At 59.2% G+C, this 21,864-nt stretch carries 17 protein-coding genes; 12 read left to right on the forward strand and 5 right to left on the reverse strand.

Annotated features, from left to right (window positions below):
• Positions 1 to 41: 41 nt before the first annotated feature.
• From ACA049_RS15940 to ACA049_RS15950, 3 genes are all read left to right on the forward strand, one after another.
• Positions 42 to 935 (forward strand): LysR family transcriptional regulator, encoded by an 894-nt coding sequence (locus ACA049_RS15940; RefSeq protein ID WP_497328279.1) that lies wholly within the window; start codon positions 42 to 44, stop codon positions 933 to 935.
• Between the two features lie 161 nt (positions 936 to 1,096).
• Positions 1,097 to 2,569: a nucleobase:cation symporter-2 family protein gene (locus tag ACA049_RS15945; protein ID WP_497328280.1), complete on the forward strand. Its 1,473-nt coding sequence runs from the start codon at positions 1,097 to 1,099 to the stop codon at positions 2,567 to 2,569.
• A 57-nt stretch (positions 2,570 to 2,626) separates the two neighbouring features.
• Positions 2,627 to 3,100 carry an LEA/WHy family protein gene (locus tag ACA049_RS15950; RefSeq protein ID WP_497328281.1) on the forward strand — a complete coding sequence of 158 codons (474 nt, stop codon included), beginning with the start codon at positions 2,627 to 2,629 and terminating at the stop codon, positions 3,098 to 3,100.
• A gap of 170 nt (positions 3,101 to 3,270) precedes the next feature.
• On the opposite strand, the gene ACA049_RS15955 is transcribed toward ACA049_RS15950, so the two are convergent.
• The gene (locus tag ACA049_RS15955) at positions 3,271 to 4,194 is read right to left on the reverse strand and encodes a carbon-nitrogen hydrolase family protein (RefSeq protein ID WP_497328282.1); all 924 of its coding nucleotides are present in this window, start codon (positions 4,192 to 4,194) and stop codon (positions 3,271 to 3,273) included.
• Positions 4,195 to 4,279: 85 nt separating this feature from the next.
• Here ACA049_RS15955 and ACA049_RS15960 point away from each other — a divergent pair, with 85 nt between their 5' ends.
• Positions 4,280 to 5,188, forward strand: a complete 909-nt coding sequence (locus ACA049_RS15960; protein WP_497328283.1) for a LysR substrate-binding domain-containing protein — start codon at positions 4,280 to 4,282, stop codon at positions 5,186 to 5,188.
• Between the two features lie 10 nt (positions 5,189 to 5,198).
• Here the strand turns inward: ACA049_RS15960 and ACA049_RS15965 are convergent, their stop codons facing one another.
• Positions 5,199 to 5,450: a hypothetical protein gene (locus tag ACA049_RS15965; RefSeq protein ID WP_010460650.1), complete on the reverse strand. Its 252-nt coding sequence runs from the start codon at positions 5,448 to 5,450 to the stop codon at positions 5,199 to 5,201.
• A gap of 165 nt (positions 5,451 to 5,615) precedes the next feature.
• On the opposite strand from ACA049_RS15965, the gene ACA049_RS15970 reads away from it, so the two are divergent.
• Entirely contained in the window at positions 5,616 to 5,933 is a 318-nt protein-coding gene (locus ACA049_RS15970; RefSeq protein WP_497328284.1) for an ElaB/YgaM/YqjD family protein, read from the forward strand.
• Positions 5,934 to 6,036: 103 nt separating this feature from the next.
• Here ACA049_RS15970 and ACA049_RS15975 read toward each other — a convergent pair whose 3' ends face one another.
• Positions 6,037 to 7,077: an Ldh family oxidoreductase gene (locus tag ACA049_RS15975; RefSeq protein WP_497328285.1), complete on the reverse strand. Its 1,041-nt coding sequence runs from the start codon at positions 7,075 to 7,077 to the stop codon at positions 6,037 to 6,039.
• Between the two features lie 227 nt (positions 7,078 to 7,304).
• On the opposite strand from ACA049_RS15975, the gene ACA049_RS15980 reads away from it, so the two are divergent.
• Together ACA049_RS15980 and ACA049_RS15985 are read left to right on the forward strand one after the other, a co-directional pair.
• Entirely contained in the window at positions 7,305 to 12,125 is a 4,821-nt protein-coding gene (locus ACA049_RS15980; protein ID WP_497328286.1) for a dermonecrotic toxin domain-containing protein, read from the forward strand.
• A gap of 96 nt (positions 12,126 to 12,221) precedes the next feature.
• A complete protein-coding gene (locus ACA049_RS15985; RefSeq protein ID WP_497328287.1) occupies positions 12,222 to 13,220 on the forward strand; it encodes a FecR family protein in 999 nt (332 codons plus the stop codon).
• 57 nt (positions 13,221 to 13,277) lie between these two features.
• Here ACA049_RS15985 and pvdQ read toward each other — a convergent pair whose 3' ends face one another.
• Positions 13,278 to 15,623 (reverse strand): bifunctional acylase PvdQ, encoded by a 2,346-nt coding sequence (pvdQ, locus tag ACA049_RS15990; protein WP_497328288.1) that lies wholly within the window; start codon positions 15,621 to 15,623, stop codon positions 13,278 to 13,280.
• A gap of 245 nt (positions 15,624 to 15,868) precedes the next feature.
• Between pvdQ and ACA049_RS15995 the strand changes: the two genes are divergently transcribed.
• Entirely contained in the window at positions 15,869 to 16,240 is a 372-nt protein-coding gene (locus ACA049_RS15995) for a fe2+ zn2+ uptake regulation protein (RefSeq protein ID WP_497328289.1), read from the forward strand.
• 19 nt (positions 16,241 to 16,259) lie between these two features.
• On the opposite strand, the gene ACA049_RS16000 is transcribed toward ACA049_RS15995, so the two are convergent.
• Positions 16,260 to 16,448: a hypothetical protein gene (locus tag ACA049_RS16000; RefSeq protein WP_008024801.1), complete on the reverse strand. Its 189-nt coding sequence runs from the start codon at positions 16,446 to 16,448 to the stop codon at positions 16,260 to 16,262.
• A 157-nt stretch (positions 16,449 to 16,605) separates the two neighbouring features.
• Here ACA049_RS16000 and ACA049_RS16005 point away from each other — a divergent pair, with 157 nt between their 5' ends.
• The 4 genes from ACA049_RS16005 (at position 16,606) to ACA049_RS16020 (ending at position 21,817) form a co-directional block, all read left to right on the forward strand.
• Complete coding sequence (locus tag ACA049_RS16005; protein ID WP_497328290.1) at positions 16,606 to 16,743, forward strand: hypothetical protein; 138 nt, start codon at positions 16,606 to 16,608, stop codon at positions 16,741 to 16,743.
• Positions 16,744 to 17,018: 275 nt separating this feature from the next.
• Positions 17,019 to 18,260, forward strand: coding sequence for an MFS transporter (locus ACA049_RS16010; RefSeq protein WP_497328291.1), 1,242 nt, complete (start codon positions 17,019 to 17,021; stop codon positions 18,258 to 18,260).
• Between the two features lie 22 nt (positions 18,261 to 18,282).
• Positions 18,283 to 19,413 (forward strand): LuxE/PaaK family acyltransferase, encoded by a 1,131-nt coding sequence (locus ACA049_RS16015; protein ID WP_497328292.1) that lies wholly within the window; start codon positions 18,283 to 18,285, stop codon positions 19,411 to 19,413.
• A gap of 1 nt (position 19,414) precedes the next feature.
• A complete protein-coding gene (locus tag ACA049_RS16020; RefSeq protein ID WP_497328293.1) occupies positions 19,415 to 21,817 on the forward strand; it encodes an aldehyde dehydrogenase family protein in 2,403 nt (800 codons plus the stop codon).
• Positions 21,818 to 21,864 lie beyond the last annotated feature (47 nt).

The raw sequence follows: 21,864 nt of genomic DNA on the forward strand, positions 1-21,864 counted from the left end.
ATCAAGTTTGTTAACCTGACTTTATTGCGGAATAATGTTTGATGCTCGGTCAACTCCACGACCTCGACCTGCAACTGCTGCGATTGTTTGTCCGCGTGGTGGAGTGCGGCGGGTTCAGCGCAGCGCAAGGTGAACTGGGGTTGAGCCAGTCAAGCATCAGCCAACAAATGGCCAAACTCGAAACCCGACTCGGCTATCGACTGTGCAGTCGCGGCAAGGGTGGATTCCGGATCACACCCAAGGGCGAACAGTTGCTCAGCGCAACGCGCGGGCTGTTTGAGTCCATCGAAGCGTTCCGTCATCAGTCCAATGGCGTGGCAGGACGGTTGATCGGCGAAGTGCGCCTGGGCTTGTCCGAAGCCCTTGACCAATCGGTGCTGCAAAAAGTCGCCGAGGCGATCCGGCGTTTTCGTGAGCGGAACGAGTCGGTGCGCATCGAGTTGATGAGCGCCATGCCCGGCGAAATGGAACGCCTGCTGCTGCAACAACGACTGGATTTGGCGATCGGCTATTTCTCCCAGGTACAAAGCGCGTTTGACTACCGCGAGTTGTTCAGCGAAACCCAGCACCTGTACTGCGCCCCTGGGCATCCATTGTTTACCGACGATGCGCCGGACGATCTGGCGTTGCAGGCATGTGACCGGGTTGATCATCCCTATCGTTTTCTTCGCAGCGACGAGCCGTTTCAAGGCAAATTATGTTCAGCTCGGTCCGAGCAGGTCGAAGGCACCCTCGCTTTCGTCCTTTCCGGCAAGCATGTGGGTTATTTGCCCGATCATTTCGCCCGTAGCTGGGAAGAAAAAGGCTTGCTGCGCGCCGTGCGCCGGGATGACCTGAGTTTTGATGTGGCATTTCACCTGGCGCGCCATCGTGCGCAGGTGCCGGGGGATGCGCAGAAAGCCTTTGAAGAGGATTTGCTGGCGGCGTTTGCCTGAGGATTAAAAGATCGCAGCCTCGTTTCACTCGACAGCTCCTACAGGGGATCGCATTTCAATGTAGGAGCTGTCGAGTGTAACGAGGCTGCGATCTTTTGATCTTTCGCCGCTTTCTGGCATCCTGCGCCTCCATTTTTGACCCGCTCCCTGGCGCTTTCCTCGTGACCTCTTCCGAACACGCAAAACCCCAGTCCCGTTCCGACCTGATCTACGGCCTCAACGACCGCCCGCATCTCACCGCCACAGTCTTCGCCGCCCTGCAACACGTACTGGCGAGTTTTGTCGGCATCATCACCCCGACCTTGATCATGGGCGGCGCCCTCGGCCTGCAAAGCGAAGTGCCGTACCTGATCAGCATGGCGCTGTTTGTCTCGGGCCTGGGCACGTTTGTTCAGGCGCGGCGCTTCGGCCCGATCGGTTCCGGCCTGTTGTGCCTGCAAGGCACCAGTTTCTCGTTCATCAGCGTGATCCTCAGTGCCGGGTTCATGGTCAAGGCCCGGGGTGGCGGCACCGACGAAATCCTCTCGACGATCTTCGGCGTGTGCTTTTTCGCCGCGTTCATCGAAGTGGTGTTGAGCCAGTTCATCGGCAAGTTGCGGATGCTGATCACGCCCGTGGTGACCGGCACCATCATCACCCTGATGGGCCTGTCGCTGATCAAGGTCGCCATGACCGACATCGCCGGCGGCTTCGGCGCGGCGGACCTTGGTGCGGCGAGTCATCTGGCGTTGGCGGCGCTGGTGCTCGGCACGATTGTGGTGTTGAACCGGGTCGATGTGCCGTTCCTGCGCCTCGGGGCGATTGTCATTGGCCTGACGCTGGGTTACGTCGTCGCCTGGCTGATGGGCGACGTCAATTTCGCCAGCCTGCCCGACGTGCCGCTGATGAGCGTGCCGGTGCCGTTCAAGTACGGCTTTAATTTTGATTGGGTGGCGTTTGTGCCGGTGGCGGTGATTTTCCTGGTGTCGCCGCTGGAAGCCGCTGGTGACCTGACCGCCAACTCGATGATTTCCCGGCAGCCGGTCAAGGGCCCGATTTACATCCGTCGGATCAAATCCGGCCTGCTGGCTGACGGCCTGAACTCGGCCATGGCGGCGGTGTTCAACAGCATGCCGATGGTGACCTTCGCGCAGAACAATGGCGTGATCCAGTTGACGGGCGTGGCCAGCCGTTACGTGGCGTTTTTCATCGCCGGCCTGCTGGTGCTGTTGGGGCTGTTCCCGATGATCGGCGCGGTGTTGCAACTGATGCCCAAACCGGTACTCGGTGGCGCGGAACTGGTGATGTTCGGCACCGTGGCGGTGGCCGGGATCAAGATCCTCGCCGAAGCCGGCTTGCATCGACGCAACATGCTGATCGTGGCGATTTCCATCGGCATGGGGCTGGGGGTTGCGGCGGTGCCGGAGGTGTTGCGCGAGTTGCCGAAGGCGCTGCACAACATCTTCGAATCGCCAATCACCGTCGGGGCGTTGTGCGCTATCGTGCTGAACATCTTCCTGCCCGAGGAGTTCATCGAGCTGGAAGAGGACGATTTCGACCCGGAAGCTTCAATCCTCCAGGTCATGGAAAACCCCGATGTCCCGGCCAAGGGTGAACCCGCACGGCCTCAAGCGGTCGCACAGTTGAACCGCTAGAAAGCTCGAGGGCTGAGCCAGTGGCGGGTCAGCCCTTTTTTTTATGAGAGCGTCTACATGCGCAGCGTCCACGCCGTCATCCTTTCCCTGCTGTTGCTCTCCCTGAGCGCCTGCGCCCTCTTCCCCCATCGCGACCCGTTGAACATTAATGTGGTCGGCATCGAGCCGCTGCAAAGCCAGGACATGGAAGTGCGCTTTGCCGTGAAGATCCGCGTGCAAAACCCTAATGAAACACCCATCGACTACAACGGCGTGGCGCTGGACCTGGAGGTCAACGGCCAGCCGCTGGCCTCCGGGGTCAGCGATCAGTCGGGCTCGATTGCACGCTTTTCCGAAACCGTGTTGAGCGTGCCGGTGAGCGTTTCGGCGTTTTCGGTGATTCGCCAGACGTTGGGGCTGAGCCAGACGCAAACGCTGAATAACCTGCCTTACGTGCTGCGGGGCAAACTGGCGGGTGGTTTGTTTGGCACGATGCGTTTTGTCGACACCGGCAAACTGAGCTTGCCGGGCGCGACTGCGGGCAACTGGTAAAACGACGCCATTGTGGGAGCGGGCTTGCTCGCGAAGAGGCCGGCACATTCAGCATAGATGTTGAATGTTATGGCCTCTTCGCGAGCAAGCCCGCTCCCACAAGGTAGTGTTGTTCACTTTAGCGCAGGCGCCACAGGTTTTATGTGAACAGCAACAGCTCCCACAGGGGGTCATGTGGTGAAGCGGACACCCGGTTTGGCCCGTTCATCGACGGTCAGCTCAAACACATCCGGGCGCGCGTAGTGCCCGACCACGTCAAAGTCGTACCGCGCGCGGATCAAGTCGTCAGTGTCGATTTCAGCGGCCAGCAATCCCGCGCCCTCACGCAGCGGCCCCGCCAGAATGTCACCCATAGGCCCGACAATCACACTGCCGCCGACAATCAGCGGCCGATCCGCCGGCCAGTTGGCGATCTCCACGCCCAAGGCCTGCGGTGAGTCCTGGACCTGGCACGCGCTGACCACAAAGCAGCGTCCTTCATGGGCGATGTGGCGCATGCTGACCTGCCACATTTCCCGCTCATCCACTGTCGGCGCACACCAGACCTCGATGCCTTTGGCGTACATCGCGGTGCGCAGCAGCGGCATCATGTTTTCCCAGCACACCACTGCGCCAATCCGCCCGACCTGGCTGTCGATCACCGGCAGCGTCGAGCCGTCGCCCTTGCCCCAGATCAATCGCTCGGTGCCAGTCGGCATCAGTTTGCGGTGTTTGGCGACCAGCCCGGCCTGCGGATCAAACAACAGCGCCGTGCAATGCAACGTGCTGCCGGCGCGCTCGATGACGCCGATCACCAGGTTGGCCCCGGTGCGGGCCGACAATCCGGCGAGTGCTTCAGTTTCGGCGCCGGGCACGTCGATGGCGTTGGCAAAATACCGGGCAAACGCTTCGCGGCCTTCCGGCAACCGGTAGCCCAATTGCGTGCCAAACGCCTCGCCTTTGGGATAACCGCCCAACACCGCTTCCGGCATCACCACCAGCGCGGCGCCTGATTCGATAATCGCGTTTTCCCACGCAAGAATCTGTTCAAGGGTTTCGGCCTTGCCGCCGGGCGAGGCGCCGATTTGCAACGCTGCAACACTGGACTTGGGCATGGCGGTCACTCCGATAGCAATGAGGTGTTGCTCATTCTGATGCGTCACAGGATCATGTATACAGCCCGATTCACTGCTGAATGATATGAGCCAAATGAATATCGCCACCGTTGACCTCAACCTGCTCAAAGTCTTCGAAGCGTTGCATGAAGAGTCCAGCGCCAGCCGTGCGGCGCTGCGCCTGGGCGTGACGCAATCGGCCGTCAGCGCGGCGTTGCGGCGGCTGCGCGAACTGTATGGCGATCAGTTGTTCGTGCGCACCGGCCGTGGCCTGGCGCCGACGCTCAAGGCCAACCAGTTGAAACCGGTAGTGAGTGACGCGCTGAACAAATGCCGGCAGAGCCTGGCGATGGTCGATCCAGCGGCCAATCACTACGACGGTCGCTCGGTCACGGTGGGGTTATCGGATGATTTCGAGATTGCCTACGGTCGACGATTGATCGAGGCCATTGCCCACAGTGCGCCGAAGTTGCGCCTGATCTTTCGGCAGACGCACAGTCAGATCGTCGCTCAGGCGTTGATGGAACGCAGCATTGATCTGGCGATCACCGCAGGCGGGTTCACCGAGCGGTTGCTCAGTCGTCAAGTGCTGGGTGAAGGCGGTTATCTGTGCCTGGTGGATCCGCTCAGCCTGGCGCAGGGGCAACAGACCATGACGCTGGAGGAGTTCGTCGCCCGCGAGCACATTCTGGTGTCATCGGGCGGCTTTATCGGGATCACCGATGAGGGGTTGGCAGCGCTGGGGCTGAATCGGCGGGTGTGCGCCTCGACCACGCACTTTGCTGCGTTGCCACACCTGCTCAAGGGCAGTCAGGCGGTGGCGACCATTCCGGCGCATGCTGCTGCAAGCATTGCGGCGCTCTGCGGACTGGCGCTGCTGCCCTGCCCTCTGGCCTTGCCGCGCTACCCGATCGAATTGGGCTGGCGCACCAGCACGCAACTCGATCCGGTGGTGTTGAAAGTGCGCGAGGCCATTGTCGCGAGTTTTGCGTGAAAGGCGGGCCTTACTTGGCGGCCATCAAGCGGTTCACTTCACTGCGTACCATGTTCGCGAATTCCGGCGGCGACATGGCGTCAAGTTCTGCACGAACCCATTCCGCCCATTTGCCCTTGCGCTTGGCGCGCTCGCCAAACAACCGCGCGGCCTCGCCCTTGGATTTGCCAAGGTTGCTTTGCCAGAGGTCGAACAGACGGGATTTCTCATCTTCAAGCGCTGCGCGCTCAGCCAGGGGTTTGTCGGCCAGATTGAAGCTCATGGGAGTTACCTGCTGCGTAAAATAGGCGACATCTTACACTGTAGGGCGAAATGTCCGACTCCGGATTTTTTCCTCGGCATACAGTCGACGTGCAAATCCACTGCAACTTTTTCTATCGTGCAAGACTCCATTGTTCACTGCCCATTTACCTGCAAGGAGTACCCAATGGCCCGGAAAACCGCCGCACAAGTTGCCAATGACCAGATCAAGGATCAGGCATTCAGCGAACTTCAAGCCCTGATCGAAGAGTCGGAAAAACTGCTGAAAAGCAGCGCTTCACTGGTGGGTGAGGAAGCAGAGACCCTTCGCGGGCAAATCGCCCAGAAACTCCAGCAGGCCCGGGATTCGGTCACCAGCGTTCGCGACCGCACAAAACCGGTGGTCGACGCGACGGAAACCTACATCGGTGGCCATCCATGGCAGACCGTCGCGATCTCAGCCGGTTTCGGCCTGGTGGTCGGGTTGTTGCTGGGCCGTCGTTAATCCGTTAAACAGAAACACATTGAAGCTGTAAGAGCCGGGCTTGCCGGCGAAGGCGATTTCAAGTACGCCTTCGCCGGCAAGCCTGGCTCCTACAAAATGCGTTTCAGAGCCCTGCCAGTTCTCGCAAATTCGCCAATGTCTGGGCATCCAGTTGAATACCTTGCGCGTTGGACTTGGTTCGCTGGTGATGACGTCGATCACCCGGAAGGCGCTTGAGCCCCACGCTGTGCATCTGACGGACCAGTTCCTGACTGCGTTCGGCGAAATTCTGTCCGGCCGCCTTGCTCGGATCAATCACGATCAGCAGTTGCCCGGTCCACGGCGTCTTGGCGCCCGGATGGTTCTTCCAGTCGAACTCGAAAGAGAAATTGCCGCCGGTCAGGGCCGCCGCCAACAGTTCCACCATCATCGACAGCGCTGAACCCTTGTGCCCGCCAAACGGCAGCAACGCGCCACCCTCCAGAATCGCCTTCGGATCCTGAGTCGGCTGACCAAGACCGTCCACGCCCATGCCCGCTGGCAAGCGCTCACCTTTTTGCGCGGCAATCTGCACATCGCCATGGGCAATGGCGCTGGTGGCCAGGTCAAAGACAATCGGTTCACCGTCAGCCCGGGGCGCGGCGAAGGCGATCGGGTTGGTGCCGAACAACGGCCGATCGGCGCCGTGGGGCACCACGCACGTCATGCTGTTGACCACGCTCAACGCCACCAGCCCTTCATAGGCAAACGGCTCGACATCCGGCCACAGTGCCGCGAAATGGTGGGAGTTACGGATTGCCAGCACCGCAATCCCGGCGCTGCGGGCTTTTTCCACCAGCAGGGCTCGGGCGGCCGCAAGCGCGGGCTGGGCAAAACCGTTGTCGGCATCAACCCGGACAAACCCCGAGGCTACGTCCTCGACCACGGGCACGGCCTGGCCATTGACCCAGCCACTCTTGAGCGTCGAGACATAACCTGGAATACGAAACACGCCATGGCTGTGGGCACCATCGCGTTCAGCGCCGGCGCAGTTCAACGCCAGGGTCTTGGCGACTTCGGCGGAGGTGCCGTGGCGCAGGAAAATTTGCTCAAGCAATAGAACGAGCGCGTCGAAATCGAGCGATTGGGTGGTCGAACTGACGGCCACTTCGGGCGTTGCGGTCATCTGAAGCTCCAGTTTTATTATTGAATACGGGCACCAGGGGAAACGAGGTTGCTCGGCAACCAACAGCAGACGTCGATTAAGCGCTGTTGTACCGGCGTCCTGTCAAGTCTCGAGCGCCTGCTCCGCTCAAGCAATATGTACCGCACCGGCGCCTTTCAATGACCGTAGTGTTTTTCCCGACCTGACGACCCGCGATCAAGCGCCGGTCGCGACACTGAGAAAAACACATGACTGATCCCTCCCTGCCGTATTTTTTTGACGAAGCAGAACGCGCCTCCATTGCCAAACAGCCAGGGGATCGCGAGAAAACGCTGATGTTCTCGATGGATGACCTGAAGTGGTTGAAGCATGTGTATCGGGCCACCCACACCGCCCGCATCACGCATAAAGACCCGATGTTCGCCTGTCAGCTGTTGCTGCGGGTGACGGGTGCCCCGGATATCCCATTGGCTGGAGCCTTCGCCATGAGTCGACCCGACGATGGCGAAGTCACGCTCTACACGCCGTGGAAAGGCCTGATCAAATTCGCCGACATGGACGACCTCAAAAGCCGGCTCAAGGAGTGGCTGGCGCAGACCATCGGCAAGCGAGAGCTGTTGCGTTTTCTCTCCATCGAACAGCGCACGTCTTTACCGGCCAGCGCGATACCCGACATTGCAACGAAAGAAATCGAAGGCGCGGTCTTCCAGGACCAGCAGCTCATCCTCGACCGCAATCAGGCGCAAGACCTCACCACGATGATGGCCGAACTGGTCAAGGCACCGACCCTGCAATCGATGCTCGACGACGTCCTCAAGAACGCGTTGGAAATACCCTTCCCCAAACTGGACCAGCGCCTGACGCGCCTGAAGAGTTTTGTCAGGACAATTTCAGCCCTCGACGACAGCGAAAACCAGCACACGATTTCATCGTACTCACTGAGCGATGCCCTGTTGCACTTTTACCTGACCCATCACTGGCCTACGGGTGATTCCAGGGTTTTTTCCAACCCCGAACACGGTGTGAGCAGCGACGCCGACAACCTGGCCTGGGAGAACGGAATAAAAGAGATCGCATACAGCTTTACGCCTCATCTGCAAAGCCTGCTCGACACATTCTGGAATACCCCCATGAGCAACGGGCTGTCACGGCTGGAATTCTTCACCGAGTGCCTGCGCGACACCTTCCACATGAGACTTCTCAACCAGCGTCAACAAGGGACGTTGACGACGCAGGAATACCTGAAACTGATGAATGTCAGCCTTGCGCCTGACAGGAGAGATCCGCTTCGTATCGAAAAGGTACGTGTCACCGCGCCCCTCAAGCATTTCGCCGAACTGGCCTCCTCCTTGATGATCGGGAGCGTCAACACCTTGGGCTTTCTGTACACCCCATCCAGAGGCATCGAGGCGACAAGCAATTTGCCAGCCGTCAGGAACATCGTGCTGCAGATGATGAAAAGCGAAGGCCATGAAGACACGTTATTCAATTTCATGTCGTTGAACGAACGCGAGACTTTTCTGGCGTTCGAGCCGGATGAGCGCGTGATTGAAGGCAAAACAGTCGTCGGCCCGGTGTTTAAACAATTGATGGCCGACATTCTGGTCAAACAGCGGGATAACCTGAGCCATGCCCTGGGTCTGTACCGCGAAAGTGAAGGCACGCTAAACCCCTATGCCTTGATCGATAAGGCGCTGGACGTCCGGGGTTTGATTGATGACCGACTGTTGACCAGCGACGCTGGGGGGCGCTGGAGTACCCGGATCGACCATCGCCGGAGCGCGCGACCGGCCACCGTGCGCGCCGAGTCGGCCAAAGCCGAACTGGCACTGCTTGATACCGTTGAGCAGGCGCTTGACCAGCGCCTTGAAAGCCACCCGGCCATTCCCGCAACAACCAGCACGCTGACCGAGGCGTTGGACCTCGTCAGCTCATCGGTGGCGAGCTTGCAATCGAGTTTTACGCATACCCTGTCAACAGCCTTGCGCAGTGAACTGAAGCTGCGCGCTGTCACCCGCACGCTGGGGCCGACAGAACAGGCCATCGTCAGCACCGTGCTCGATTCCCCGGTACACCTGCAACGCGCGGCATTAAACGGTTTCTTGCCCGATGTCTTCTCCCTGGCATTAAAGGCCGGCGATGGGACAGACGTGCTGAAACTGGCCAGTTGTTTTTTGCTGACTGAGCGAGGTGGCCTGGACCCTATGCATTCGGGCAAAGCGATCTTGTGGACACCTGCATTCGGGTTCGAAGCGTTCAAGGCTTTGACGCCGCTGCTGGACGAACTCGGTCGACGTCTCAAAGACGATGATCAGCGAACAACCCTTTTGGAGAATCTTGGCCGCAGCGAGCGATTGCCGGGAATGACTTACACGCTGGCGCCGCTGCAACAGATCTTTGGCCATTTTCTCGATTACCTGCAAAAACCCTATGTCCATCTGGACAAAACGTTGGTCAGCCGCGCGCTAGCCACGAAGCTCCCTGCCACGCCACTCGCCAGCCTTTTGAATCTGGTGGGGCTACGCGAGCCCCAGACGGGACTACGCCGCGCCAGGGACATTGCCCAGTCCCTGACGACCCGGCAAAAATTGCCGGCCTGGCTGGCAAAAGTGCCGGTCAAAGACTTGATATTGCATGGCGAACTGCTGCAGCAATACCTCGATAACGTCAAAGACGATCAGGACTACCTTGCCGGTATTCCGTCACTGCGCCGCACGGCTCACGATGAACTTGAGAAACAGCTCAAGGCAGACACGTTCAACATCGATCCGGATCAAGTTCAGGTCCGCATCAACGCACGCCCAGGCGCTGCGGTCAGGCCGCAAATCCTGACTGATTTTGCGTTGAATCACCTTGAGGATCTGGATAAGGCCCATTTCAAACTGGTGTCGCTGGATGCCACTGTGATTCCCGAGGATATGGACGAAAGCTACATCAAAGACCTGATACGCAACCTGAAACCGGGCGAGCATCAGCAAAAGATCTTGAGTGACGCCCTCGCAGACACAAAGGCAAACGCGGGGCGCAGGAAACGGTTCCATACCCAATTGCCGTGGCAACTGATGCACTACGCCCACGCGGAAAAACTCCAGGAGCGTCTGAGCAAGACGGGGTTTGACCTGATCCGGCAAGTCATGGACATGCCCGACGCCATCGCCCGTGCGGCAATCGAGGGTGCGAACGCGATCATTCGTCCGCTGGAATTTCTGGGTATCAGGAACGGGCGGTCGATCAAAGTGCCTGGCGTTTATCTGATCGGCTCCAAAGCCGATAGCAAGGCGCCACACGTGCTTGTCGCGCCTCACAGTCCGCAGCACGGAGTCAAGGAATACGCCAACGAAACACAATTGCTGACGGAACTGAAGTCCCACGGCGGATTGTTGGATTGGGTGCTCATGAACCTTCCTCAGCCTGACCGCACGCAGGTGCAATACCGGATGATGACCAACAGCCCCCAGTTGGCGCCGGTCACGCTGGCGTCCAACCCGGTCCAAGGGAATCTGTTCCAGCATTTGTTCAATGACAATGCCGCGCTATTGGGGCGATTACTCGGTTTTCAGTCGGATAACCAGAAGCAAGGCGAATGGGCAACCATCAAGCAGGTGCTGGGCGAAGATTTGCACGAGGCCTTTTCGTTCTGCATGGGCAAACTCGCTTACCCCCTCACGGTGTGGCGCAGTTATCGCGATATCAAGCAGTCCGCCGAAGACCTTCAGACGCACAAATGGGGCGCAGCGATCAGCGCGTTTATCAGCGGCATCTCACAACTGGCCTCGTTACGCCTGTCGCTGGGAGATGAATCGCAGCATCCTTCGTCTCCGGTCGTGCCTGCGACGCAACCCCCTGACACTCGAGCCAAGTGGCAGAACGTCGATATAACAGCACCGGAACGCACTCGACTGCAGCGACATGAAAGCCTCGAAGTCGACCTGGGGTCGCTGACACACGACTCTACGCTTGGGCTCTACACGCACCCGACGACCAAAAAGCACTACGGACCGGTGGAGGGTAAAGTCTATCCCGTCGCCAAACATGGCACCCGCTGGCGCATCAGCGACGGAGAAAAACGGGGGCCTCGCCTGCGCCAGAATGTAGCGAAACAATGGATGCTGGACAGGGAACCGTCGGCGGCCCGTCCTGGCCTCGTCAGCAGGCTGGAGACGGCCCTGACGGTTTGGGAGGGCATGAATGTCGACGCCGATGGCATGCACCGGATCCGCCAACTGTTTCCGCAGAAGGCCCGTCAGATTGATTCCGCGCTGGACCTGGCGACCACCTACGCCTGGAATGCCTTTCGGAATCTGGAATTGCTGAAATCGACCGACGGAACGGTCACTCCCGTACATCAGCTCATCATGGATTTCATCGACGTGCCGTCGGTGTCAGCGGCCCAGGTGGAGAAACTCGAAAAAGTGGTGGGCGATATTTTTGCAGCGTTGCTGGACCCCACGCTCAGGAATGCCAAGTCGAAGCGTTTTGTGGTGGGCCGGCTGATCGAAGGGGCGGAACATACGTACGGCTTTACCGTTCCAGCGGATGTAAAACAAAAGATCTATCTGGCAGAAAAATTCTTCGCGCCCGGATTCAGTCATTACCGTGAGCATCTTTCCGACACGGCCTTCCCTATCAATACCCATTCCCGAGCGGCGACGCTGATTCATGAGCTCGCCCACACGGCCTGCAAGGCTTCGGATATTTCCTATGTTGATTCCGGCAGACCTTTTCCCGATCTGATCGGAACAGCTACCCCGATCGCCAGGGCTCTGAAAAAAGCATTAAGCGAACTGCAAAGCACCGCACTGTCGCTGAAAACTCCCCTTACCCGGCTGTTTATGGTCCAGGACCCAGATACCGCGGAGTGGGAGGACTTGGGCAGCACTTCCGGAGAAGATACCGATCGTGTGAAGGAGCATATTCTGGCCCTGACCGGCGCAGAAAACCTGAGCGGTGCCCGCCACACATTCAGGAAAGACCCAATGGCCAGGCTGTCGGTCCAACTCGCAAACGCCGACAGCGTTGCCTGGTTGATCAGTCATCTGGGCCGTGAACTGCACGTCAGCACCCCCTGATGTCAAAAATAGTTCTCATTTGATGGTTAATTGCCATGACGGCTGTTCTCGCATGCTTCCCCACGAGGTTAGAATGTGGGAAATCAGGATGAGTCAATGACCGACAATTCTCTCTCGCAAGCCGAATATGACGCCATCACCGATGCCGCTGCGCATTGGTGCATGCGTCTGCACGCTGTCGACTGCACCACCGAAGAGCGGATTGCCTTCGAGCATTGGCGTGACGCTCATCCGCTGCACGCGTTTGAATACGAGGCCATGCTGGAGATCTGGGAGGTCGCGGGGGATTTGCCGCGTCCAGAAGCCGTCACATCGGTGCCTCGCTTCAAAACTGCCACGCCCTGGCGCTCGGTCGGCATCGCCGCCGTGTGCGCCCTGGCGTTGCCACTGGCGGCGTACAGCGGCTGGAACATGGGCTGGCTACCCAATTCGTATCAGCACTTCGAAGCGAGTGACACGGTCCGTCAGGTCACCCTTAGCGACGGCAGCCAGGTGGAACTGAACCTGGGTAGCGAGCTGACGTTCAGCAACTACAAGGATCAGCGCCGGGTCACGCTGGAGAAAGGCGAGGCCTTCTTCAGCGTCAGCCACGACATGGCGCACCCTTTTGTCGTGAGGGCAGCGGACGGCAGGATTCGGGTCACCGGGACCAAGTTCAACGTCTGGATGTACGAGGATCAGGTGCGCGTCAACCTGATTGAAGGCTCGGTGCTGGTCAGCAGCAACGCAGATCTTCCGGGCGATGGCTTGCGCCTCGGGCCTGCGATGCAGGCGCGCTATAAACACGGCGACTTCACACCGCAGATCAATCAGACCTACCCCAACGACAATTCCCTGGCGTGGCGCAGTGGCAAACTGGTGCTCGACGATCTGGCGCTGAATGATGCCCTGCCGCTGATCAACCGTTACCTGAGCAAACCGATCATGGTCGCTGACCACAGCACTGGCACGATTCGTCTGGGCGGCATCTACAACATCAAGGAACTGAACAACCTGGTGGCTTCCCTGCCCAAGGTGCTGCCGGTCTACCTGACCCGTAACAAGGAAGGTAATCCGGTGCTCAATTCGATCCCGCTACAAGCCCCTAAAAGCTGAAAAGGCCGCAACCCTTAACGGGATGCGGCCTTTTTTATTGCTTGAACCACCCTCCTCTTACTGAGCGGCCACCTTCCCGGCTTTTTCATCCTGCTCGCGGATCGTCTGCGCCTGGTACTGCGGGTCCGCGGTGATCTGTTGCTCGGTGAACGGCATTGGGCTCAACTGCTTCTTCGAAAAGGCCTGGGTCTGGTCCCGGGAATACTTCGACGCCGGGTCACTGGACAACGAGAACGCCAGCAGACCTTGAGCATGCGGGCCTTTGTCATCAAAGGTCACCACTTGCAAATAGCTGGTGCCACTGATGACTTCGAGTTTGCCATCGGTTCTCGGCACACTCTGTATGGCGTTGTACACGCCCAGCGTGCCCGGCCCGCCGTGGATCGGTGTCTGTTGGCCGCCGCTGCTGACCACCTGAATGTCACCCCAGCGGCTGTCATCCTTGAGCCCAAGCTTTTTGACCTGTTCCACCGACGCCAGCATCGCCTCGCGAATAGCCTGGCCCACCTGCGGATTATCCAGCGCCAGCCCACGCGGTGTGTGTTGCGGGTCTTTCGGGTCGAACGCCACTCGCCAGATGCCTGGGACTTGCTGCAACGGTTCCATCACGTTCTGGAAGTGAACAAAACCGAGCCCGCTGTCCAGATTCGCGCTGCGATCCCACGCTTTGAGACTGGCACACAACGGAGCAAGCGTTGCGGCATCGCCACCCAGGTCGCCAGCGCAGAACTGCAACAGATCCGGCATCACTTGCCCGGCCTGATACACCTGATCGTCCATCACCATCCGTTGCAGATCAGCCGCCGTGACCGGGCCAGCCTTGCCTAGCGTGCTCAACCGGTCGAGAGCGAAACGCGAGCGCAGCCCCAGTGCCTGGCCTTCCTGACTGATCAGCGGCGAGAAACCGGTGAGCGGTTGCGCCGGGTTGGCCATCCACGCCGAATCGTTGGAGTGCTGTACGTAATCCTTGCGCAGCAGTTGCGGCAACTTGTCCGCCGCATAAATACCTTTTTGCGCGGCGTTCGGGTCGATGTCCCAGGCACAGGCGCTGTTGGAACCGTCGAGTACGATCATCTGCAAGCCGATGCGCGGGTCGCTGCACTTGGCCAGTTTGTCGGCGCTGACGTTCGGGACCACCGACAGGTTCATGTACAGCGCATGCCCCTGATTATCCACCGCCAGGGTGTTGACCCACGGGATGCCCTGAATCTTGTGCACCGAGGCCTGCAAATCCTTGAGGCTGGTGGCCTGATTCATCGCGTACCACTGCTGCAACACCCGGTCGTTTTCGAGGTTGGCATCGCGCAGGCTGTAGGCGTACTGATTGTCCCAGTCGAGTTTGCCCGGCCACTGCACGATCGGACCGAACTGCGAGCTGTAGACCACATGCGACACCGCTTGGGTCTGGCCGTCGGGCTGCTTCACGTTCACCGTCACGGTCTGCTTGTCCATCGGCAGCGACTTGCCGTCGAGCAGATAACGGGTCGAATCCTTGGGATCAAGTTGCAGGCGATACAGAGTGAAGTGCTTGGACGTGTCCACCGTATGGGTCCACGCCAGATGCTGGTTGAAACCGATGTTGATCATCGGCAGCCCCGGCAACGCCGCGCCCATCACATCCAGCTTGCCGGGAATGGTCAGGTGCATCTGGTAGAAGCGCATCCCGCCGATCCACGGGAAATGCGGGTTGGCGAGCAGCATGCCGCGGCCATTGAACGAGCGTTCGCTGCCGACCGCCACCGCATTGCTGCCGCGATCCAGGGAGAACCGTTGCATGCGTGTGGCTGCCAGCTGAAACGACGCCCCTTCGCCCGCTGCCTGCGCAACGGCCTTGGGTGGCGTCGCCCCTGCCAGCGCTTCGGCGAACTGCCCTACTCCGCCTTCGACCAACAGGCGGCGGGTCAACTTGACCAGGTCCTGCGAGGTGATGTCGCGTACCCATTCGCCCTGACACTGTTGCGGTAAACCCTGTGCGCGACGTTCGGTCAGCGAGCGGTTGTACCCCGCGACATAACCTTCGACCAGATCACGCACCTGCGGGGTTTGCGCCTTCCAGAATCCGGCGACGGCTTCAGGGGTATTGAGCCAGGTGAAGAACAGGTCGCTGACCTGATTTTCGCGTTCCTCGACCGTCAGCTGATCCGGGCCGAAATAGCGTGAACGTTCGCCATTGACGGTGACAATCTCATTGGCCAGCAAGCACAGATTGTCCTGGGCGTAGGCGTAACCGATGCCATAGCCGAGACCACGCTCGTTCTCGGCACGGATATGCGGCACACCGAAACTGGTGCGGCGAATATCGGCGCTCGCCTGCTCGGGCGTACTGCGCGCGTTTGCCGCAAGACTCAGCCCCACCAACATGCCCGCCAGGCTCAACCTGGTTAATTGCCTGGAAATAATCACGCTCGCTCCTGATCGAAAAGACAAACACCCTGCGTCAAACACGCACCGCGCCATCTTCTAGGAACGAAACCAACGACAAAAATTTAGGCCATGAAAGGCGCTTTATCCGTCCATCTCACAGGCCGCTGACATGCCTGTGACGAATTTTCTACATTCGGGCCTTCATTATTTGGCCTGCTCGTACGTCTTATTCAATGAGAGCACCCATCACATTTCCTGGCCGGCTCGGAAAAGGAGTTTTTTGCATGTACAACTCGCAACTGCCAACGGACGGTAGTCACGCGCCCAAGAGCTCAGCCATGGGCTCCGGGGTCTTCAGTCAACGAGGCGAGCGCAATGGCAACGAGCGGATCAGGTTGCTGCTCAAAAGCTTTGGACTGCGAACCAGCCTGATTCGCCTCAAGGTCATCGACGCCTTGCTGGTCGCCGCCGAAAGCGAGCGCAGCCTGGGCGTGCGCGGCGTGCACGGCCATTTGCTGGACCTGGATATCCCCCTGTCCTTTCTCAGTGTGCGAGAAGTGTTGAAACGCTTGTGCAGCGAAGGCGTGATCACGCTCAACGCGGACAAAAGCTACAGCCTGCATCCACACGCTGTAGCCCTGCTGCATCGCGACTGATCAGCTCAAGGTGCGTCGTTCAAGGCTTGACCTTGCGACGCATCACGCCATTGATCACCACCACGATAACCGCCACGCCGATGGCGATGTACTGAAACAGCTTCTCGCTGATGACGCCTGCGTTTTGCAGATACGAAAGGCCGAACATGATCCCCAACACCACCAGGGAGATCAGAATCGAGTATTTCAAACGTTGCGACTGAGTCATTGCGAGTTCCTGAACCTGAAAAATGTATCCGGTTTGTATCCGAAAGCATGCCAAGCCCCTACCTTTGTGCGGGAATGGGACGCTGCAAACGGGGTCTCATGTTACAGCCGATGAAGAGATTTGGCTTTATTGCGGCGATAACCATGAGGATTTTCAAATGTTACGTCGAATCACACTGCTGATTCCCCTGCTCGCTCTGCTGACCCTGAGCGGCTGCATCGTTTTCCCCCACGGCGGCTGGCACGGCGACCACCATTACGATCGCGGCGGACCGGGTTATTACCAGCATCGATAACGTTTGTTCAGGTCATAGTGCGTAAGTAGTTGAACATCCATTCGTAAGAAAAGAAGCCTATCCAATCCACTGTTGAATAAATGCCCGCACTGTAGCGGGCATTTTCGTACATGCATTTTCACTTCCCATTTACTTCCCTTCCCCCCATCGAAACCTCGCGCAAACTATTGAAGCTTTCAGTCTTAATAGTCTGTTGGAGGTATTCATACGTGTTTGATTAACTTTGGCGCATCGCAACAACCGCTATTCAACTTAAAAAGAAGAACAGGGATGCCATGCTCAAACCGCTTATAAACATCAGCCCCTTTCATGTGTTCGGCTTTTGCATTGCAATAACACTTTTTGAACTGCTGACCTACATGGCCAGCGACATGATCATGCCGGCCATGTTGACCGTCACTCATGAACTGAACGCCAGTGGGCGTCATGTCCCCTACGCCTTCAATCTCTATCTGGCAGGCGGCATTCTTTTGCAATGGCTTATCGGGCCGCTGTCGGATCAGTTCGGTCGCCGCACGCTGTTGCTGATCGGTTGTGCGGTATTTGCCCTGGCCTGCGCCGCAGCGTTCAGCGTGCACAGCATCTATGCGTTCAATGGCTTGCGGCTGATTCAGGGCATGGGGCTGGGGTTTGTTATCGCGGTCAGCTACCCGGCTTTGCAAGAAGTGTTCTGCGAAGCCGACGCGGTAAAGATCATGGCGATGCTGGGGAACGTTGCGCTGCTCTCTCCACTGCTGGGGCCATTGCTCGGCAGCCTGCTGCTGGAATGGTTGTCGTGGCGGGAGCTGTTTTTATTGCTGGGTCTGGGCGGTCTGGTGGTCTGGCTCGGGCTTTATGTGTTCATGCCGGAAACCGTGGGCACCTTGCGCCATGACGGTCAGCGACTGACGGCGGTGCCGTTTGAATGGCGCGGCACCGTGCGCCGTTATGCCTCGCTGTTCGGCAACCCGCGATTTCTCGGCGCCTCTGTCGCGCTGGGGCTCATGACCCTGCCCCTGATTGCCTGGATCGGGCTGGCGCCACTCCTGCTCATCCACAATCAGGGACTTTCACCGCTGCAGTACGGCCTGTGGCAAATCCCGGTGTTTGCAGCCGTTATTCTCGGCAACCTGATACTCAACCGATTGATTGCCAATACTCAATTGCCACAACTGATTCGCTACGCGCTGTGGCCGTTTTGCGTCGGGCTCATCGCCTTGATGGTCATTGGTTTCTACGGCGCGTCGACACCGTTGCTGATCGGCGCCCTGGCGCTGTATGCCATCGGTCTTGGCATGAGCAATGCCGCACTCTACCGGCTCGCACTGTTCTCAAGCGACGACAGCAAAGGCCTGGTCTCGGCCATGATCGGCATGATTTCGATCGCCGTGATGGGCGGCGGTGGTTCGCTGATCGCGGCGGCCGGCGTTGGTGACAGTCACGAATCCTTCGCCCTGATGGCGGCTACAGCGGGGCTCATGTGCCTGCTGCCCTTGCGCCTGTTTCTGCGGCGTTCCCTCCTCCCGCTTGCTGCCTGACCCCACCCGATAGGTCTTTTTGATGATTCATTTACCCCACACCGACGCGCTTTGCGCGTTAACGCATCCCTATTGCCTGGATTCGGTGCCCGAAGGCCTGTTCGACCGGGCCATGAGGGAAATCAGCCTGTTCCATTGTCACCACACGCCGGGCTATGAGCGCTGGCTCAACGCTAACGGTCTGGGCGCACAGGACCTGGAGACACTGGATGACTGGTCAAGACTGCCGCCGATTTTCGCCCACTATTTCAAACGTCACCTGTTGTTCGGCCCCTCGGGCGAAGGCGCGCTGGAGCTGACATCGTCCGGTACCAGCGGCCAGAAAAGTCGCCTGCGCTACGACGAGCGCAGCATGGCCGCCGCCCAAGGCATGGTGAGCCACATTTTTCGCCATTACGGCTGGGACACTCCCGACACCCCGTGCAACTACTTGCTCCTGAGCTATGAACCCAAGGCTGCGATCACCTTGGGCACCGCCTACACCGATCAGTTTCTGTGCAGCTATGCGCCGGTCAATCGCGTCGCCTACGGATTACGCCTGACCGGCAGCGGTCACGCGTTCGATCTGTTCGGGGTGATCCGCGCCTTGCAGGAATTTGCCGAAGACGGTTTGCCCGTGCGCATTCTCGGCTTCCCCGCGTTCCTTTCCCACGCGTTGCAGCACATGGAAGACACCGGCGTGGCGGATCTGAAGTTGCCGGCCGAGTCACTGGTGTTTCTCGGTGGCGGCTGGAAAACCCAGGCGGCGCAGGAAATCCCTTTGGCGCAATTGTATGAACGGATCAATCGCCAACTGGGCATCGACCTGTCCCGCTGCCGGGACGGCTACGGCGCTGTCGAGCATGCCGTGCCGTATATCCAGTGTGCTCACCAGCATTTCCATGTGCCGGTTTATTCGAAGGTCTTCGTGCGCAATCCATCTGGGTTCACCGTCCAGCCTTACGGCCAGCGCGGGTTGCTGGAGTTCGTGTCGCCCTACATTTCTTCCAGCCCCGCGCACGCTGTGGTCATGGGCGATCTGGCGACGCTGCACCCCGGTACAAGTTGCGGATGCGGCTTGCAGACCGACTGGTTTGAACTGCATGGACGCGCCGGCACGACCGCCAGCCGAAGCTGCGCAATGGCCGCGTCTGAACTGATTGGAGGAGCCTGATATGTACCTGATCCATGGCGAATTGCGTGACGTTGTCACCCTCGAGACAGCCCTCGAACACCTGCACCCACACCTGCCACGGCTGTTGAATGCGCCGATCGACAGTGCCACCGTGATCGACGCAGCCGCCCGTTTTATCCTGCAATTGCAGGCTGGCAGGCTGGATGTTCCCCTCGACAACGATCAACGACTGGGACTTGTCGACTTCTGCCAGCGCAGCAACCTCGTCACCAAGCTTGAGCGAGAGTTGGGTGTGCAACCGCGCTCGCTGCGGCGCATCGATTACCGGCAAGCGTGTTTTGAAAGCTGGCACCCGTTGGGACTGGTGGTTCACATCACGCCGGGCAATGCGCCGATGCTGGCGTTCTGTGCGGTCGTGGAAAGCCTGTTGGCCGGCAACATCAACTGGCTGCGCCCCAGCTCCAGCGATGACGGATTGACCGCCGGATTACTCGCGGCGCTGGTGCACTGCGACACCAGCGGCAAGCTGGCGGATTACGTTGCGGTGTTGCCGGTCAGCACTGCTCAGGTAGCGCAACTCTGCACCCACGCTGATGGCGTCGCCGCCTGGGGCGGTGAACAGGCACTCAAGGCAATTCGTCAGCAGATCCCGGCCGGGTGTCGCTGGATCGATTGGGGCCACAGAATCAGCTTCGCTTACCTGTCGCCCGAGGCGGCGAGTTCTTCGGCGCTGGATACGTTGGTGGATGAGGTGTGCAGTCTGGATCAACAAGCGTGTTCCAGCCCGCAATGGCTGCTGGTGGACAGCGACGATCCGACGGTTTTGTGCGACCTGGGTGAGCGTCTGGCGCAAGCCTTCACGCGTCGCGCTTCACATTGGCCGGCGCTGGTTCCGACAGATCAGGAGGCTTCGGAGATCACCACCCGCACCGCCATGGCGCGCCTGGAACATTGCTTTGCAAACCAGACCGGCCAGGTCTGGGCCGGCCCCGGATGGAGGGTCATCTGGGATCACCAGCAGACGCTCGCGCCTTCGCCGCTGTTTCGCACGTTGCTGCTCAAACCGGTGCCGCAACACTTGATCGCCGAGACGCTATTGCCTTGGCGCAGAGTCCTGCAAAGCTGCGCGCTGATTTGCGCTCCGGCACAGACGCCTGAACTGGTACGCACGCTGGTCAATGCCGGCGTCACGCGTATCGCCCCGTGCGGTTCGATTCATGACGGTTATCCGGGGGAGCCCCATGACGGCGTCTACGCGCTGTCTCGCTTCAGTCGTCGCCTGTCGGTGAGTCTGGCGCCGGAGGCCGTGCCGGGCCGGGCAACGCTCGATGCGCTCCCTGCCGTGCCGGATACACGCCATGACCCGATCATGGACAAAAATACATTCATGACCCAGCCGATCAACGCCGCTGCACAGCTGTATTTCCGTTCCGGAGGAAGCAGCGGCACGCCGGCCCTGGCCGGGTTCAGCTATCACGACTTTCATCGGCAGATGCGCGCGGCGGCGGACGGGATGTTTGCCGCCGGACTCGACCCGTCGACGGACCGGGTGATGAACCTGTTTTACGGTGGCAGCCTGTATGGCGGTTTCTCCAGCTTCAGCAAGGTTCTGGAGCAGATGGGCGTTACCCACTTTCCCATGGGCGCGCCACACCATGATGACTTCAGCGAAATTGCCCAGCTGATTGTCGACCACCAAATCACCGTGTTGATCGGCATGCCAAGTACGTTGCATCGCCTGTTTTTCAACGAACAGAGCCGACTTCGCACCTACGCCGGTATCCGCAAAGTGTTCCTCGGCGGTGAACACCCCGGCCAGACGAGCCTGCGCCTGATGGAAAGCTGCGGAGTGTCGACGATTCGCTCGGCGATCTATGGTTCGGTCGACGCGGGTCCGTTGGGACATGCCTGCACGGCGACCGAGGACGGCGTCTTTCATTTGATGTGCGATACCCAGCACCTGGAAATCGTGCATCTCGAACACGACATGCCGGTGCAGGCCAATGAGGTCGGCCGACTGCTGTTCACCTCCCGCGCCCGGCAAGGTCAGAGCGTGCGCCGGTACGACGTTGGCGACACCGGGCGCTGGATACCCGGAGCCTGTCCCTGCGGGCTCGACTCACCGCGATTCGAATTGCTGCAGCGTCACGGCAAGCTGATTCGGATGGGCACGGAATTCATTTCTCCGTTGGCGCTACAGGACAGTGTCGGCCTGCCTGTTCAACTGGTCCTGGACCATGCCCTCGACGGCCGGGAGCGGCTGACGGTTTTGGCGAACCTGAATGCCGACACGGTGTATGCAAACTTGTTGAAACATGAAGCCTTGGCCAATGCCGTGAGCGCGGCACTGTTAACCGTGGAAGTTCACGAGTGCGCCGAGTCCGAGTTCACTCGAAACAAACACAGCGGAAAAATACCGTTAGTTATCGATAACAGACAATAAACCTATCGATAATTTTCAAACCGTAGAAACGCCTGATAAAAAGAGAA

Source organism: Pseudomonas sp. LBUM1662 (assembly GCF_059695915.1).

Coding starts and splice junctions, on each gene's coding strand:
- ACA049_RS15980 (WP_497328286.1), top strand. CDS start 7,305: ATGACTGATCCCTCCCTGCCGTATTTTTTTGACGAAGCAGAACGCGCC.
- ACA049_RS15975 (WP_497328285.1), bottom strand. CDS start 7,077: ATGACCGCAACGCCCGAAGTGGCCGTCAGTTCGACCACCCAATCGCTC.
- ACA049_RS15985 (WP_497328287.1), top strand. CDS start 12,222: ATGACCGACAATTCTCTCTCGCAAGCCGAATATGACGCCATCACCGAT.
- ACA049_RS16005 (WP_497328290.1), top strand. CDS start 16,606: ATGTTACGTCGAATCACACTGCTGATTCCCCTGCTCGCTCTGCTGACC.
- ACA049_RS16020 (WP_497328293.1), top strand. CDS start 19,415: ATGTACCTGATCCATGGCGAATTGCGTGACGTTGTCACCCTCGAGACA.
- ACA049_RS16000 (WP_008024801.1), bottom strand. CDS start 16,448: ATGACTCAGTCGCAACGTTTGAAATACTCGATTCTGATCTCCCTGGTG.
- ACA049_RS15950 (WP_497328281.1), top strand. CDS start 2,627: ATGCGCAGCGTCCACGCCGTCATCCTTTCCCTGCTGTTGCTCTCCCTG.
- ACA049_RS15940 (WP_497328279.1), top strand. CDS start 42: ATGCTCGGTCAACTCCACGACCTCGACCTGCAACTGCTGCGATTGTTT.
- ACA049_RS15965 (WP_010460650.1), bottom strand. CDS start 5,450: ATGAGCTTCAATCTGGCCGACAAACCCCTGGCTGAGCGCGCAGCGCTT.
- ACA049_RS16010 (WP_497328291.1), top strand. CDS start 17,019: ATGCTCAAACCGCTTATAAACATCAGCCCCTTTCATGTGTTCGGCTTT.
- ACA049_RS15960 (WP_497328283.1), top strand. CDS start 4,280: ATGAGCCAAATGAATATCGCCACCGTTGACCTCAACCTGCTCAAAGTC.
- ACA049_RS16015 (WP_497328292.1), top strand. CDS start 18,283: ATGATTCATTTACCCCACACCGACGCGCTTTGCGCGTTAACGCATCCC.
- ACA049_RS15955 (WP_497328282.1), bottom strand. CDS start 4,194: ATGCCCAAGTCCAGTGTTGCAGCGTTGCAAATCGGCGCCTCGCCCGGC.
- ACA049_RS15970 (WP_497328284.1), top strand. CDS start 5,616: ATGGCCCGGAAAACCGCCGCACAAGTTGCCAATGACCAGATCAAGGAT.
- ACA049_RS15995 (WP_497328289.1), top strand. CDS start 15,869: ATGTACAACTCGCAACTGCCAACGGACGGTAGTCACGCGCCCAAGAGC.